Raw genomic sequence first — 16,456 nt, 5'->3', positions numbered from 1 at the left:
TATGAGTGGTAATCCTGTAAAGAACACCCTTATGGTGTGGAAGGCTCTTTTTTTAAAAGATGCCCTGAGTCGTTTTTTTGGAAGCCGTGGCGCCTGGGCCTGGCTTCTGATTGAGCCGTGCATCCATATTGGTATCATGGTTGTGATGTTTACGGTGATTAGAACCAGAGTTATAGGCGGAGTTGATGTTCCTACCTGGCTTATGGTCGGAATGATGGGGTTCTTTCTTTTTAGAAGAACCTCTGTTCAGGGAATTCATGCATTGGATTGCAATCGAGCTTTTTTTGCTTTCAGACAGGTAAGACCTTTCGATACAGCATTAACCAGTGCAGTTGTTGAACTTTTTGCCATGTTTTGGATTTTTGTAATTCTGCTAGTAATTTTTGCTTTCTTTCGTCTTTCAGTAATTCCTGAAAATACCTTGACGGTTTTATCAGGATTCTTTGGTTTATGGTTGTTGGGATTGGGGTACGGTCTGATATCATCTGTCTGTATGAGAATAGTCAGGGATAGTGGTCATCTGCTACAGATTCTGATGATGCCTCTCATGTTTATTTCCGGTGTGATTATTCCCATGAATACCATTCCTGAACCATACAGATCTTACGTGGCGTTAAATCCTGTATTGCACGGACTTGAATGTATGAGACTGGGATTCTGGCCTGATTATCATACCCTTGATGTGTCTTTGTGGTATCTTTACGGGGTTGCTATGGTTCTTCTTGTCATTGGTATGGGGTTATATAGAAGTCTTGAAACAAGACTGGTGGCTCAGTAATGATTATTGTAAAAGATATATACAAAAGATATACCACCACTAAAGGGGTTAGTGATTGGGTGCTAAAGGGAATTAATCTTGTCATTCCCAAAAACAGAAGTGTTGGTATTGTCGGTGGCAATGGAGCCGGCAAATCGACTCTTCTGCGAATTATGTGTGGTGCGGACTATCCTACTTACGGTACGGTAGAGCGTCTTTGCCGTGTATCCTGGCCTATGGGTAACGGTGGCGTCGAAGCGACCATGACAGGGCGTCAGAATGCCAAATTTATCTGCAGAGCCCACGGTTTTGAAGATGAAATGGAGGAACGTATAGCCAGAATTCAGGAATTCGCTGATTTGGGAGCATCGTTTGACAAACCGGTTAACACATATTCTGCAGGTATGCGTTCCCGTCTTCAGTTTGCTCTTTCTCTGGCGTTTGATTTTGATGTGTATGTGTCAGATGAAGTAACAGCAGCAGGTGACGCGGCATTCAAGAACAAAGCTCAAAAGGCTTTTGAAAATCTTGTCGGAAGATCCAGTATCATCATGGTAGCTCATAGTGATAACACGCTGAAAAGTTTTTGTGACTCAGGTATTTTTTTATATAAAGGTCATGCAACCTGGTACGATAAATTGGATGATGCACTTTATGCATACAAGGAAACAATAAAGGTATGAGTGAAAATAATATCAAAAACGTTAGTTCTATGCCCAAGGATATGGGAAGATCATCAAGAATCGTAAATAGGGTTTTTAAATATATTTTCAGATGTATTTATGTCCTTGCATTTGCTTCCATCGTTTATTGTGGACTTGCTTCTGATCGTTACGTTTCAGAAGCTGTGGTGATGGTGCAGAATACTGATAGTGCGAGTTCTTCTAATAGTCTGGATCTTCTCAGTATGATTAGCGGTACGGCGGGAAATGCCAGTGACCAGCTGATCCTTACTGATTATCTTACTTCTCTGGATATGCTAAAAAAACTAGATGCAAAATATGATTTAAGAAGTCATTATGCTGACAGGGAACACGACATAATTTCCAGAATGTGGGACAGGGATATAGAGATTGAATGGTTCTATGGTTATTTTAAGGATCATGTAACCGTAAAATACGATGACTATACCGGTGTTGTAAGAATAAATGCACAGGCTTTCACTCCTGAAATGGCAAAAAATATTTCATCATTCCTGGTTGATGAAGGTGAAATATTCATGAACTCCATGAGTCATGCCATAGCCAATGAACAGGTTTTATTCCTGGAAAAGGAAGTTGAGACTGCCAGACAGGATCTTCAGACTGCAAGTGATAATCTGCTGAATTTCCAGAATCAGAAGAATATGGCTTCTCCAACCATTGAAGTGGAAAATTATCAGAAAATAATTGCCGATCTGGAAGCCCAGAAGAGTGCTCTGGTTATTAAACTGCAGTCACTGCCTTCTTCCATTGGTTCTGACAATCAGATAAAGCAGTCTTTAAGCAAGAATATTGCTGCGATTGACGGACAGATTAAAAAAGTTCGTTCAATCCTTACATCTGACAAGAGAACTTCTCTCAATGAACTGGTTGACAGGGAACAGATCCTTAAAATGGATTTGGAATTTAAAAAGGATATTTATTCATCAGCTCTTACCGGTCTGGTTAAAGGTAAGATGAATGCTGCCCGACTGATTAAGCATGTGTCTGTGGTGCAGAATCCTTCAATGCCGGAATATGCAATGAAGCCTGAGAGAATTTATAATGCACTGGTTACTTTCTTCGTTACATTACTGTTCCTCGGAATGCTTCAGTTACTGAAGTCCATTATTCTGGATCATGTTGATTAATCATTAACTGACGTGATTGAGCAGTGTTTTAAGTTCCGTCATATTGTATAGGCGGAACTTTTTTTGTATGTTTTTAGAACAGAAACAGAAAGACTGACTTATTTTCTCGTGTATTTTGCCGGTATGCGTGAATATTATCGGCGTTTAGTGTTAATATAAAGAAAGAATGTTAGAGATGAGTAACATAATTTAAAAACTGTATATTAACTTTGAATCCAGTTTTTTAGTTATACGGGCGTATACCTGTACTGATTTGATACATATTGCATATTTTTCGTTATAGAAGTTATGAACAGATACTGTATTTTAACCAATGATACTGAAGCATTACCTAACAGAGCCACTGAAGATCATGTAAATCGTCTGATGCTGGGGCAGTTTAAGGAAGGAAAGGCCGGTGTTCAGGAAATGGCTTCAATCGCCAGCGAATTCAGTGGAAAAATTACCTTTTTCGTGGATTTATGCGGGGCGTATGATCGTAAAGATGAAATTCTTGAAGTGGTGAAATGGCTGGATACTCACGGACAGGATGTTGAACTGCATCTTCATCCGGAATATCTGCCTGACAGCTTCTGGGAAAAGGAAGGTTTCAGCAGAAATCCCCGTTTCCTTAATATGTATCAGGAAGGGGATAAGGAAAAACTGAAATTCATTTTTACCAAATTTGCAGGAGATCTGGAAAGCGTTCTTAACCGGAAAATAAATGCATACAGAGCAGGTTCATTCAGATGGAATTCATTGACTCTCGAAATGCTTAAGGATCTGGACATTCCCATGGCGTTCAACAATACCGTGGCTTCCAGGGTACTCGGACAGTGTCCGTATGCGATTCCTTATCAGAAACCTTTCAGATGGTCCAACGGCATTATTGAAGTGCCGGTAACCGAAAAGAATTTCTTTTCAAGGTTCAGGGACAACTGGTGGGTAAGATTTCAGTATCCTCTGTGCAGTCTGGTTAAATACCGTTCTTCTCTCGGTTCCATTATTCCGTACAGCGTGTCCCCTAAGGATGAGTTTCTTGTCTGTCTGATGCATTCCTGGTCCTTCCTGTATCGTGATAAGGAAGGATTTCAGTACTATAAGGATGATCGTCTTCAGGAAGGCTTCAGAACCATGCTGAAAAAGATGAGTCAGGATTTTGACATTATTGACTCAAGGGATCTCAAATACTTAATTGATTCCGGTAAATTCCAGATTGAAAGAACTGAAGATGTTTCTAAAGCTGTTTATGTACCTGATAATATAATCAGTCTTGAAAGCCTTGATAACGAAGAACAGAAGATCAATGAATTTGACAATGTATCCGGTGATACGGCAGGTCTTTCCAGTGAACTTTCTGATGTCTATACAGATGCCGGAAACGATTCAGGTATTGATATCCGAAGAATTCACAGAGGACCGAAATATTTCTTCTCAGGTTCTTTTTTACATAAGAATATAGAACAGGATCAGTTTAAAGGCCTGTTAAAATTTCATGAAACACCTTCAGGTTTGAAGATAACCTCCACGAATAAAATCAGTAAACACATGTATATTCCTTTGGCCTCAAGATTCATGCTGAAGGATTTTATTCATGATGAAAGACTGCCGTTGTATTTCGGTGTGGATTCATCTGAAGAAATGAATTTTGGTATTTATTTTTATGATGAGCATGGCAATAGACTGGGAAGCAGATTGCTGAAGTGCAATCGTAATATATATCTCAATCTTCCAAAGAATACGTACTTTGTGACTTTTTCATTTAGAATACCTGCTGGATTTAAGTTCGCTACGTTGAGGTATCTGGCGTTTTCTTTTGTAGATACATATTCTACTCATGTATTTGATTTTAGACCAGAAATCGATTCAAAGGAAACATCTGCTCAGGACATACCGGAAGCGCAGAAAAATAAAGTGAACCTCCGTCTGATAGTGAAAAACTCTGAAAAGAGGAAAAATGGTGTGGTTATTGTTTTTCCTTCTTTTGAAGTCGTTACTAAAGAGAATGTGGTCAATTATCCTTTTTATGCCAAAAGACTCTTTTCACTGCAGGATGTAGACTGTACGGTTATTTATTTAAGCGAACTGCTTGATGACAATGATTTACTCTCTAATACTCAGTGTTTTAATGCAGCAGGCAATGATACTGTATTATCATTTATTATGGATAAGATAAAAACCGTTATAGGCGATGATTACGGGGAAACTGTATGTGTGGGGGCAAGTGCCGGCGGTTTTGTGGCTTTGAATTTTGCCGCTGTAAATGGTATCCGTCACTGTATATCTTCAGCTTTGAAATTTAACTGCAGGATTCCAGCCTCCTTTGTTGCTATTAAAGAAGTTTTAAATAATAGCAAGGGACTTGAGGATGTCGAATTTATCAGTTTCCCAAACAGCATTCGTAGAGAATTAAGAAATCTGGACTGGGTTAAAGACTGCAGGGTAAAAATAAAACACATAACTGAAAGTTGTAATTTAGTAGGTAATCCAAGGATGAATAGAATTTCTTCCTGCGAAGTGGAGTATATCAGGAACAGTTTAAGACAGAAAAAGTAAAATATTTGTTAAAACTGCGATTAATCTCTATTAGACAGGCGATGATTTAAGATAAATGATCGCTTTGATTTATTTATGTTGGATAATGTACTTCGTGTTGGTCGATACTGGCTGATAATGGTAAATTATGGGTTTAGTTGATAGGTCGTAATCAGGAAGATAAGATGTCTGTGGAAGAAAATAAAAATAAGGTAAATTCATTCAGGACTGTCAGAATTGCAGCTATAATGGATGATTTTACCTGGAACAGCTACTCTCCTGAAGCAGACATGTATCAGCTTAAGCCGGATAATGTTATAAGTCAGCTTGAGGAAAATGTTCCTGAGCTACTGTTTGTTGAATCAGCATGGCATGGCGCTGACGGCCTCTGGTACAGAAAGATATCCAACTGTTCTGCTGAACTGATGCAGGCGGTTAAATGGTGTAAATCAAGAAACATACCTACTGTATTCTGGAACAAGGAAGATCCCGTTCATTTTTCAACGTTCAGGGAAACTGCTCTTAATTTTGATTATATCTTTACCTATGATTTCAACTGTGTTGAAAAGTATAAATCTCTGACCGGAAAGCACAATGCGTTTTACCTTCCCATGGGAGTGCAGCCAAAGCTGTTTAATCCCATAGAAAAATATCAGCGTCTGGATAAGTTCTGTTTTGCCGGTTCCTACTATGTAAGGTACAGGGAAAGAACGGAAGATCTGGATGATTATATAAAGTATCTGCCGGACTATAAGGATATAGATATTTACGACAGACAGTTCGGAAAAAATGATCCCAACTATATGTTTCCTGAAAACTATCAGAAATATATTAGAGGATGTCTGTCATATACAGAAGTAGACAAAGCCTATAAGGGCTACAATTATTCCATCAATCTGAATTCAATCAAACAGGCGCAGTCATGTGCAAGGCGCGTGTTTGAACTTTTTGCCTGCAATACCTTTATTGTTTCCAATTACTGCATCGGCGTGAAGACTCTGTTCGGAGATCTGATGCTTGTAAGTGACAGCGGCAAGGACATTGTCAGACGCCTGCGAAATCTGGACAGGGATCCGCTGACTACGGACAGACTGAGACTTCTTGGACTCAGGAAGGTTTTTACAGAGTCTACATATGAAGATCGTCTGGCTTACATTCTGCATAAAACAGGAATAATAAAGGAGCATTATGCATGGCAGCCGGAAGTCACCGTCTGGAGCCGAGTCCGCGACAGAAAAGAATATTCTGACATACTGAAGATGTTCCGTAATCAGAGTTACGGCAGAAAACGTCTTGTCATACTATCGGATTCAGCTGATGTTACGGCATCTTCAACAGGGGATGGAGATACTGTTTTTGTTAAAACAGCGGATGAGCTTCCTAATCAGTCTGAATCAGGCTTCTTTGCCTGTTTTTCCGCTAAGAATTTCTATGACAGAAATTACCTTCTGGATCTGATGCTTGCCACAAGATATGACGATACCGGCAATTACGTCAAGTCTTCCGTTTTTGAAAACAGAAATCAGAAAATTGAGAGAACTGCGGTTTCTGACAGACCGTATACGTATACTGATTCCGTTATTCCTGATGAAGCGGTTTTAAACAGACGGAGTTTCCTGAATCATCTTGCTGAGATTGCGTCTGATTCTCATAAAGCAGTCAGCGAAAAGGGCTTAAGAACGGATTCATTTAATTACTGCAGAAACCTTCGTGCGGACGATATTACTTCTGAACTGAGAAATGTTTTTTCAGACAATGAGGAAACGACTGATTGCGGTTATTCCGTTACCGAACTTCAGCAGATAGCTGAAAAACAGCCGATAAAGAAGCAGAAATCTGATGAAAACATGAAAAAACTTTCTGCCGCATTTATTTACGAGGAAATTGAGAAGTCTTTAGCCGCGAAAAAGAGAACATCGCTGTTTGACAGGTTCGCTTCTCTTCTTGGAAAGAAAAAACAGCCGGAAAGAAACATTGTACTCAGAAATGAAAAAGATGGTTTAGCCCTGGATTATGAGCTTCCTGCTACGGAGCATGATTACCTTCTGCTGAAGAAAAAATTCGAGGTTTCCGAACTTACGGATTCCGGAGAGTTACGTCTGTATCTAAGAAACCGCGGTACAAGAGTGGGACTTGCCTATTATCTTTACGAAAACGGTAAAAAGATTTCCAGTAAACTCTGCCAGCCGAACACTAATGTCACTGCTGATCTTCCGGATAATGTTACTCATGTAAGACTGGGACTCAGAATTGCCGAAAAAGGAAATTCGGTAGTAGAAAACATTTATCTTGAAGAATGCAGGGATTTATTCACTCTTCCGGGAAAAATATTCAATAAGCACAAGACAGTTATTGTAGTGCATCATTATCCGTCATATAAGGATATCTACAGATACGGTTTTGTGCACAGTCGTGTCAGGGGATATATAAGAAAAGGGGAAAAGCCTCTGGTATTTGTTCTGGTTCAGAACAGTGCGGAGCTTATATTCTCTGAATATGAAGGTGTCGATGTAATTACCGGCAACAATGAGGCTCTGGATAAAATCCTTAATGACGGTGTTGATACCGTACTGACGCATTTCATGACACCGGCTATCTGGGAAAGTCTTGGAAAACTTCCTGAAAACATCAAAATATTTGTATGGTGCCACGGGGCTGACGTGCTGCTTTTTGACAGAAGAAGCTACAATTACGTGACTGAGGATGAAATCAGAAAAGAGCATATCACGAGTGATGGCATCAGGGATTTCTGGACTCCGATATTCAAGAATCTGCCTGCAAATCTGCATTTTGTTTTTGTATCGGAATTTCTGGCAGAGGTGGTGATGCAGGATTTGGGAATAAGACTTCCTGAAGGAAGGTATTCCATCATTCATAATCCTATTGATACTTCGATTTTCAAGTATCATGAAAAGAAGCCTGAAGACAGATACAGAATTCTTTCAATAAGACCGTTCGCTACCAGAATGTACGCAAACGATCAGACAATGAATGCCATTAATCTGCTTGCTAAGAGACCTGATTTCAGCAGATTTGAGATTCTTCTGGTAGGAGACGGCAAACTTTTTGATGAGACGGTGGCTATCCTGAATGATTATCCTAACGTGAAAATCAGAAGATGTTTCCTGAATCATTATGAAATAGCCGAACTGCATACTCAGTATGGCGTGTTCCTGTGTCCATCACGTTATGATACGCAGGGAGTGTCACGTGATGAAGCCAGAGCGTCAGGACTTGTTCCAGTAACCACTTCCATTGCGGCGATACCTGAATTCGTGAACAGTGAAACTGCTATGCTCGCGGAACCTGAAAATCCGACATCCTTAGCAAAAGCAATAGGTACTCTGGCGGATAATCCTGATATGTTTGTTAAAATGAGCAGAAAGACTTCTGAAGAAGCCGTAAAGCGACTTTCAATGGATGGGATCATTGAGCAGGAATTAAGTTTGTTTAGAAAGTAGGTGACTTTTTATTAAAGGTTAATGATAAGACCGGAGGCGTCTTATCCGAATAATTGTAATCTGTTGTTATAAAAGAACTGTTTAATATTATTTAGTTAAACAGCATAAGTTTTGTAAATTGTTGGATAAATGAATATAAGTTGTCTTCACAGCTGGTATACCATTCATGAATTAACCAGACTGTTAAAAAAAGCCGAAAAAGGCACTGATAAGAGTTATCAGGGAGAGCCGGGAAACTTTCTGTACGTTCCTGCGAGCTGTCTTCCTTTTCACATTAGCGGATATACCACCAGAACTCATGAGATTCTGAAATCTCTTAATGCCGGGTTTGAACGTGACAACGCTTCATCAGAGCATAAGAAAAAGCTGTTTGTGCTGACAAGAACCGGGTATCCTTGGGATCGCAGGGATGCTCTTGAGTATCCTGAAGAATCTGATTTTAATATTCTTGACGGTATAAAATACGAGCATTTGAGAAAGCCTGATAATAATTCACTTACGGTTTTTTACGTTAAGAAGGCAGCTCTTGCTCTGGAAAAATACATTGTTGAAAACGGAATTTCATGCGTTCATGCTGCTTCCAATCACGTAAACGCCTTACCGGCACTCCTGGCTGCCAAACGTCTGGGTATTCCGTTTCAGTATGAAATGAGAGGACTGTGGGAGCTTACCAGAATTTCCCGTGACCCTAAATTTGCCAAATCACATAATTTCAGACTGGGACTGGATCTTGAGGCTCTGGTGGCCACTCATGCTGACAGGGTTTTTGTAATATCAGAACAGCTGTCTCAGTACATTCAGAAAAAATGGGGGGTTAAACCTTCAGCCATAAAACTTCTGCCGAACTGTGCCGACGTGGAAAGAATCAGGCCGGCGGAAAAGAAAGCAACTACTGAGCCGGCTGACAGAAAAGATTCTTCTGATGCTGCACCCGTGACCATTGTTTATGCCGGTTCGCTGATTGTTTATGAAGGTATTCAGACTCTGCTTAAAGCCATTTCGGTGCTGGTTTATGAAGAACATCTGCCGGTAAAGCTTGAGATACTCGGAGACGGTGAATACCGTAAAACACTTGAAGCCCTGTCAAAAGAGCTTAAGCTGGAAAGTTATGTTTCTTTCCTTGGAAGAGTATCTCCTGAAGAGGCGAAGAGAAAACAGGATGACTGTTCTCTGGTATGTATACCTAGAGAACCGTTTGATGTATGCAAGATTATTCCGCCTATTAAAATGGTGGAAGCCATGGCCAAGGAAAAGTGCGTTATTGTACCGGATCTCCCGGTATTCAAAGACGAACTCAGTGAGGGCGATTCAGGATGTCTTTTCTTTAAATCCGGTGATTACAGGGATCTGGCATCGGTTCTGAAAAACAATATATACGATTCTGAAGGTCTCAGGGAAAAAGGAATCAGGGCAAGGCAGTACGTGATAGCTCACAGACAGTGGAAACAGTTTACGGATGAGGTGTTTCGATAATGCTCGGTAAAATTGTCAGATTAACGCGTTCCGTAATGTATGACTATCCGGTGATTCATGAAGATGTTACCGGTGACGGCAGATTCGGAAAATTAAAAATCGCACTGCTTACGGACTATCTTACGGCAGTTAATCTATCCATGGAATGCAGGATCAGAAATCTTACTCCGACAAATTTCAGGGAAGTTCTGACTGAATGGAAACCTGATCTTGTATTCGTTGAATCCGCTTTTCACGGCTATCAGTGGAAATGGAGCTACAGGCTGGTTAAGCATTCCGTTCTTTTTGGGAGTAATGATCTTTCGGAGTTTTCCGCATTAATCAGGCTTGCTAATGAACTTCATATTCCGACCGTATTCTGGAACAAGGATGACGGGGCTTATTTTGAGCCGTTTATTGAAGTGGCCAAAAAATGTGATTTTATCTATACCACTGATAAAAACTGCGTACCTAAATATCAGGAAAGGGTGGCGCAGATTTCTCCATCCGGAAAGTGTGACAGACATGTTTCTGTAATGCAGATTGCCTATCAGCCGAGAATTCATAATTTTACCGGTTTTAATTTCAAAAAGAACAGAATGTGTTTTGTGGGGTCTTATTACCGTAAGATTCTTAATTCCCGAAGGATGTTTCTGGATGCCGTTTTTGACGTCTGCAACCGCAAATCACTGATGCTGGATGCATATGATCGTAACAGTACCAGACTTTCAGGTTATTTTGAATTCAGATTTCCGAAAAGTGAATTCATAAACGTTTATCCGAGTCTCAGCAATCCTCAGACTGCGGAAATATACAAAGAGTATAACGTCTGCCTGAACGTTAATTCCGTTACTGATTCCGAAACCATGTATTCCAGAAGACTTATCGAAATCCTTGCCTGCGGAGGAATAATGGTAACCAACAGTTCAAAGGCCGTGGAAAGTCATTTCAAGGATTTCTGCACTGCGGTGTCAAGTCCTGATGAACTGATGGATATTCTTCCGGCTATGGTGGCTGAGCCGTCAAAACAGAATATGGAAAAAGCAGAGGCCGGAAGTATTTACGTAAAGAACAATCACAGCTGGGAGCGCCGTCTTGAGCAGATGAGCGAAGATATAAAGTTCTAGATAATGAACCGGTCACAGGTTTTTTACTGCTATTTAAGATAAAATACTCTTTTGGTATTTAGGTAATATGGTCATTCAACTGATAAGCTGAATGACTTTTGTAATAATTTATTAATAATAAGACAGATTCCGCATGACACTGTCTGCGGAAAGAATTAATAATCGGGTATTTAAGAATTGCTTTATTACCCGGAGACAGTCTGCATTAAAACAGAATCTGTTTTCCCGGATGGTAATCCTTAAATACCGGATTGATTTACGGAGGATCTTTAGAATGATTTTTTCCATAATTGTTCAGGTTTTACTGTTTATTTTAGTGGCCTTTTTTGTGACTTTTACCTGCTACGAAATTATTGAAGGTCAGAAGAAAGTGAAGCAGTCATCAGATGACGGCAGGGACAGCAGCAGTTCAGATAAGGTATCTGAAGAGCATACTGAAAAATCAGATACTGAAGAATATGACATAAAGGATGTTCCCACCGTATCCATTCTGCTCCCGGTATGCAATGAGGTTGCAGTGGTAGGTCAGCTTATAAAGGCCGTTTCTGAAATTGAATATGTGGACGGGGCTTATGAAATTCTTCTTCTGGATGATTCCAATGAGGAAAATGCCACTGCTGTAAAGAGAATTGTTGAAGAATTCAACAGTACCCGAAATCATGCTGATTCTGAAAAGAATGAAAATGCTTCAGAAGGTTTCAGATCCGGTGTTGTTCAGTATTATTCCAGAGAATCAAAGGAAGGTTTCAAGGCAGGAAACATCAACTACGGTCTGATGATTGCGAAAGGGGACTTTGTGGTGGTGTTTGATGCTGACTGCGTACCGCCTTCAGATTTTCTTATCAGAACCATTCCCTGTTTCCATGACAGTTCTCTCGGATTCCTGCAGACAGCCATTGATTTCAGAAACCGTAATGAAAACTTTATTACCAGATTCCTGGCAACCGAAATCGGTCATAAGGATAAAATGACTGCAAATTTCAATGAGGAACAGGATCTTGCGAATTTGACCGGTTCATCCAGTGTATGGCGCAGAAAGTGTCTCGATGATATCGGCGGTTTCAGCGACAGAACTCTTACCGAAGATATTGATTTATGCTACAGAGCACAGCTTAAGGGCTGGCATTACCGCTATCTTTCAGAAGTCGTTTCTTATGAAGAACTTCCTGATACCATTTCAGCAGTAAGACTTCAGAGACACAGATGGGCATATGGTCTGGTCAGGAATACCTTCCTGCATATCTGCGGTTTTGCCGGAAAATCCGACTTTACTTTAGGTCAGAAGCTTAATGCGTTTATGATGATGTCTCAGACATTTCTGCTGGCGTCGTTCTATGCTCTGCTTCTTATCGCCGTTCCTGCAATTTTTGTAACCGAAGATCTCGGATGGATATTCAGAATCATATGTACCGTATTCCTCATAACGGCAATTGTCTGGGGATATAACAATATCTGCGGAATCAATCTTACCTGTCAGACTGATTCTGACAATAACGGCAGAAAAAACGATGATGCTGCAAAAGAAGCCGCTCCGCAGAAAACACAGGAAAGCTCAAAGACTGCCGCCGGGGACAGAACTGAAAACACCGGCTGTTCCTTCCTTGAATCCGTAGCTTATGTTTTAATGTATCTTCCTCTTTCTCTCTATTACTTCCTTGCAGTGATAGAGGTTCTTCTGGGAATTAATGTTTCTTTTGTTCCGACTCCGAAAGGCGGGGCAGTGATGCAGAGTAACAGACTGGCAACAGTGATATTCTGGCTGGAAGTCGTGTCATTTATCTACGCATTATCCGGCATGGTTTTCAGTATCTGCTACTTTAATCTCTGGACTCTGCTTTACACTACTATCTGTACCTGCGGTTTCGGTATATCTCTTGCACTCAGTGCGGTTGAAGGTCAGCGCAGATATTTTGAAAATCTTAAGCATGTGGTTATTACCGGAGCTACCGGTGAAATCGGCGGAGCACTTGCGAGAAAGTTTGCACGTCGCGGTATGCATATGACTTTAAGCGGTAGAAATGAAGCTAAGCTTAATGAAATAAAGGCTCAGTGCGAAAAGCAGGGGGCTGAGGTTGATATCAGGATCCTTGATTTAAGAAATGTTGATGAATTAAGGGCATGGGGTTCAAGTCTTGCCGATAAAATGCCTGTGGATCTTCTGATTGCCAACGCAGGTCTTAACACCAACATCGGTGAGGATCTGGAAGGGGAGCCCTTTGAAGAGGCGAGAGCTCTGGTAGAAGTCAATCTGCTGTCGGATATCGCTCTTATTGATTCTGTTCTTCCAGCCATGCGCAAGAGAGGCAGGGGACAGATTGCCATTCTGTCATCACTGGCTTCATACTACGGTCTTGTTTATACTCCTACATACTGTGCCACCAAGGCCGCTTTAAGAAATTACGGTAACTCTCTGCGTGCCTGGTTAAAGCCTGACGGAATAAAGATCAATGTGATTCTTCCCGGGTATATTGATTCTCCAATGTGCAGAGCCATGCCTGGACCTAAGCCTTTCCTTATGAAGTCTGACAGGGCTGCAGGAATCATTACCCGCGGTCTTTATCTGAATCTTGCCCGTATTTCATTCCCGTTCCCTCTTAATCTCGGGATCTGGTCTCTGTCATTCCTGCCACACTGTCTGGCTGCTCCGATAGCTGCGCTTTTCGGCTACGGGAGAATGAAGTAAATGGTTCTGCCATACATTGTCGGAGCCGGTGTTCTCTGTGCTGCGGTCTGTTTTATGGGTGAATTTCTGGTTAAACCGGGAATTCACCATAAAATGTTCGGTATCAGGCTTCTGCTGATTCATCTGTCCATATTTTATTTCCTGTATGGACTGATGCTTCTTTTTACCGGAAGAATTGTTTTTTCCGCTGCAGTAACAGTGCTGGTTTATTTCATTCTGATAGTAATCAATAATGCCAAGTATCTGAGCTTAAGAGAACCACTGGTTTTTTCTGACTATGACTATTTCACAGATGCCTTCAGATTTCCGAGACTGTATTTTCCGTTTCTCGGAGTAACCGGAATTCTGGGAATAATAATGGCTGCCGCCATTATTATTTTAGGTTTCTGCATTGATTCCTCTTATGTTGACAGGTTCGGAGATCCTGTGGCTGCAGCCACGATTATCGGTGGGGAATTCTTATGTCTTCTGATTCTGTTTCTTTTAAGAGACATAAAAAAACAGAACACCTTCTGTATCAGAACCGATATAGACAATATGGGGTTTGCCGTATTCCTGTGGAGTTATTTTCTGGCCTACCTTGATAAGCCTCAGGTTAAATCTCCTTTTGAAATGTCGGGAGAAGAAAACGAAAAGCAGGAACGGAACAATAGAGCTGATGATTCAGATATTGCGGTTCAGCCTAATCTCATAGCCATCCAGAGTGAATCTTTTTTTGACCCGAGAAAGTGGAATGCAAACATCAGAGAAGACATTCTCAGGGATTTTGATGAAATCTGCAGTGAAAGTGTGAGTTTCGGGAAAATGGAGGTTCCTGCATGGGGGGCCAACACCATCAGAACTGAATTTTCTTTTCTGACAGGTATCAGTCCTGAAGACATGAAGGGACACAGATTCAGTCCTTATCAGATTTCTTCAACCAGATGGCCGGTAGCCTCATTTGTGAATATGCTTAAGCGCAAGGGGTATCATACAGTCTGCATTCATCCTTATTATTCCGGTTTTTATCATCGTGACGTGATATTCAGAAAATGGGAATTCGATGAATTTCTGGATATCAGATCTTTCGGTGATGCGGAAAGATTCGGGCCGTATGTTGCAGATTCTGCCATTGCGAATAAATTAATGGAACTCTGTGATGAATGGAACGGCAGACAGCCTCTTTTTGTATTCATGATTACCATGGAAAACCACGGTCCGCTTAATCTTGAGTCTATCACTGAATCGGAGTGCCAGAAGTATTTCAAAGAGCCTGTTTCTTTTCATGACTATAAGGATCTGGCTGTTTATTTAAGGCATCTTGCCAATGAAAATTCCATGCTTAAGACACTAAAGGATAATTTTGAAAAGAAGAATTATCCCGTATCAATGGTGTTTTACGGAGATCATGTTCCTATTCTTCCAAAAGCTTATGAGCTTATGGGGGAACCGGAAGGCCGAGTACCATATTTTATATGGAACAGTTCTTCAAGCCATAAAGGTGAACGTGTGGATTCTATTGAACAAAAGAAAACGGATACGGTGGTTAGCAGTTTGGCTGTACGCTGGTTGAATCGGTTTAAAAAATAGCATTTTGTTCCAAAATAATTTTTTTATGTTCATTTAAGAATTTCAATAGCGTAATATATATCTAACATATGACTCTGATGAGAATTCCTGAAATAAAGGATGATAAAAAAGTATTTTCATCATATGAACAGTATAAGAGCATGTTAAAACAGTAAAACTCTTTATGGAATATAAATAGGGTAATCTATTGAAAATAGATTACCCTTTAATCAAATCTAGAAATACTATTTTTATATATGCACTATTGAAAAAAGCAGATATAAAATCAATTCTATTGAACGATAAAGTTCTCTTACTAATTCTAATTATTCTACTAATCATGGAATAAACAGGTTTTGTCTGCCTGTCTTATCAAATATAATTTATATTCCTGTTATCAAAAAATCAAGTCTCTAAATTTCGTAAATAATTCATGATAAATACTTATTATCATCAAAGATTGCTCACAAAAAAAATAATGCAATAACAACACGTATACTTGGAATAAATCAATAACATGTGCGGAATAGTCGGAGCTGTAGCTCGAAGAAGCGTCAAGAATTTTCTTATAGAAGGATTAAAAAAACTCGAATATCGTGGATACGATTCGGCAGGTGTAGCCTTCATCAGTAAGACAGCCGGTAACTCATACGAAATTTTACGAGACAGATGTCTCGGAAGAGTATCAGTTCTGGAAAGCAGTGTGGCGGAAAAATCCATTGACGGATGTATAGGTATTGCCCATACCCGCTGGGCCACTCACGGAAAGCCGTCAGTAGTGAATGCTCATCCCCACATGTCCGGAACCATAGCAATGGTTCACAACGGTATCATTGAAAATTATGCTGAACTCAAATCCATGTTAATCAAACACGGATATATTTTTACTTCAGAAACTGATACCGAGGTTTTTGTACATCTTGTAAATTATTACAGAAAACAGAGCTGCGGTTTGCTTGAAGCTCTGCAGCAGGCCATTAAACAAGTTAAGGGAGCTTACGGTACCGCAATCATTGATTCAGCCGAACCTGATTCCATGGTGGTGTCAAGATGCGGTTCTCCTCTGGTCATCGGCCTGGGACA

At 40.4% G+C, this 16,456-nt stretch carries 10 protein-coding genes; all 10 read left to right on the top strand.

Annotated features, from left to right (window positions below):
• The first annotated feature begins 1 nt into the window (after window position 1).
• The gene (locus tag BMY80_RS06220; protein ID WP_093141983.1) at window positions 2–778 is read left to right on the top strand and encodes an ABC transporter permease; all 777 of its coding nucleotides are present in this window, start codon (window positions 2–4) and stop codon (window positions 776–778) included.
• Window positions 778–1,440 carry an ABC transporter ATP-binding protein gene (locus tag BMY80_RS06215; protein ID WP_093141980.1) on the top strand — a complete coding sequence of 221 codons (663 nt, stop codon included), beginning with the start codon at window positions 778–780 and terminating at the stop codon, window positions 1,438–1,440. The genes BMY80_RS06220 and BMY80_RS06215 overlap by 1 nt, the downstream gene beginning before the upstream one ends.
• Window positions 1,437–2,588: a KpsE/RkpR family capsule polysaccharide export protein gene (locus BMY80_RS06210; protein WP_093141977.1), complete on the top strand. Its 1,152-nt coding sequence runs from the start codon at window positions 1,437–1,439 to the stop codon at window positions 2,586–2,588. The genes BMY80_RS06215 and BMY80_RS06210 overlap by 4 nt, the downstream gene beginning before the upstream one ends.
• A gap of 288 nt (window positions 2,589–2,876) precedes the next feature.
• A complete protein-coding gene (locus BMY80_RS06205; protein ID WP_093141973.1) occupies window positions 2,877–5,123 on the top strand; it encodes a polysaccharide deacetylase family protein in 2,247 nt (748 codons plus the stop codon).
• A gap of 164 nt (window positions 5,124–5,287) precedes the next feature.
• On the top strand, window positions 5,288–8,563 hold the full coding sequence (locus tag BMY80_RS06200) for a glycosyltransferase (protein ID WP_093141969.1): 3,276 nt from the start codon (window positions 5,288–5,290) through the stop codon (window positions 8,561–8,563).
• A 129-nt stretch (window positions 8,564–8,692) separates the two neighbouring features.
• On the top strand, window positions 8,693–10,036 hold the full coding sequence (locus tag BMY80_RS06195) for a glycosyltransferase (protein ID WP_093141966.1): 1,344 nt from the start codon (window positions 8,693–8,695) through the stop codon (window positions 10,034–10,036).
• Window positions 10,036–11,142 (top strand): CgeB family protein, encoded by a 1,107-nt coding sequence (locus tag BMY80_RS06190; RefSeq protein WP_093141964.1) that lies wholly within the window; start codon window positions 10,036–10,038, stop codon window positions 11,140–11,142. Before BMY80_RS06195 ends, BMY80_RS06190 begins: the two co-directional genes overlap by 1 nt.
• 274 nt (window positions 11,143–11,416) lie before the next feature.
• Window positions 11,417–13,825 carry an SDR family NAD(P)-dependent oxidoreductase gene (locus BMY80_RS06185; protein WP_177178513.1) on the top strand — a complete coding sequence of 803 codons (2,409 nt, stop codon included), beginning with the start codon at window positions 11,417–11,419 and terminating at the stop codon, window positions 13,823–13,825.
• Window positions 13,826–15,394, top strand: coding sequence for an LTA synthase family protein (locus BMY80_RS06180; RefSeq protein WP_093141959.1), 1,569 nt, complete (start codon window positions 13,826–13,828; stop codon window positions 15,392–15,394).
• Window positions 15,395–15,890: 496 nt separating this feature from the next.
• Window positions 15,891–16,456, top strand: a 566-nt coding sequence (locus tag BMY80_RS06175) for a class II glutamine amidotransferase (RefSeq protein WP_177178512.1), incomplete at its 3' end; no start/stop codon positions are given.

Origin of the sequence: Ruminobacter amylophilus (genome assembly GCF_900115655.1) — a bacterium.
In the GTDB taxonomy this organism is placed as follows: domain Bacteria; phylum Pseudomonadota; class Gammaproteobacteria; order Enterobacterales; family Succinivibrionaceae; genus Ruminobacter; species Ruminobacter amylophilus.
This window is presented reverse-complemented; position numbering and strand designations above follow the sequence as displayed.

Bases quoted from the DNA above. Each gene is read 5' to 3' on its own strand.
- BMY80_RS06220 (WP_093141983.1), top strand. From the start codon at position 2: ATGAGTGGTAATCCTGTAAAGAACACCCTTATGGTGTGGAAGGCTCTT.
- BMY80_RS06215 (WP_093141980.1), top strand. From the start codon at position 778: ATGATTATTGTAAAAGATATATACAAAAGATATACCACCACTAAAGGG.
- BMY80_RS06210 (WP_093141977.1), top strand. From the start codon at position 1,437: ATGAGTGAAAATAATATCAAAAACGTTAGTTCTATGCCCAAGGATATG.
- BMY80_RS06205 (WP_093141973.1), top strand. From the start codon at position 2,877: ATGAACAGATACTGTATTTTAACCAATGATACTGAAGCATTACCTAAC.
- BMY80_RS06200 (WP_093141969.1), top strand. From the start codon at position 5,288: ATGTCTGTGGAAGAAAATAAAAATAAGGTAAATTCATTCAGGACTGTC.
- BMY80_RS06195 (WP_093141966.1), top strand. From the start codon at position 8,693: ATGAATATAAGTTGTCTTCACAGCTGGTATACCATTCATGAATTAACC.
- BMY80_RS06190 (WP_093141964.1), top strand. From the start codon at position 10,036: ATGCTCGGTAAAATTGTCAGATTAACGCGTTCCGTAATGTATGACTAT.
- BMY80_RS06185 (WP_177178513.1), top strand. From the start codon at position 11,417: ATGATTTTTTCCATAATTGTTCAGGTTTTACTGTTTATTTTAGTGGCC.
- BMY80_RS06180 (WP_093141959.1), top strand. From the start codon at position 13,826: ATGGTTCTGCCATACATTGTCGGAGCCGGTGTTCTCTGTGCTGCGGTC.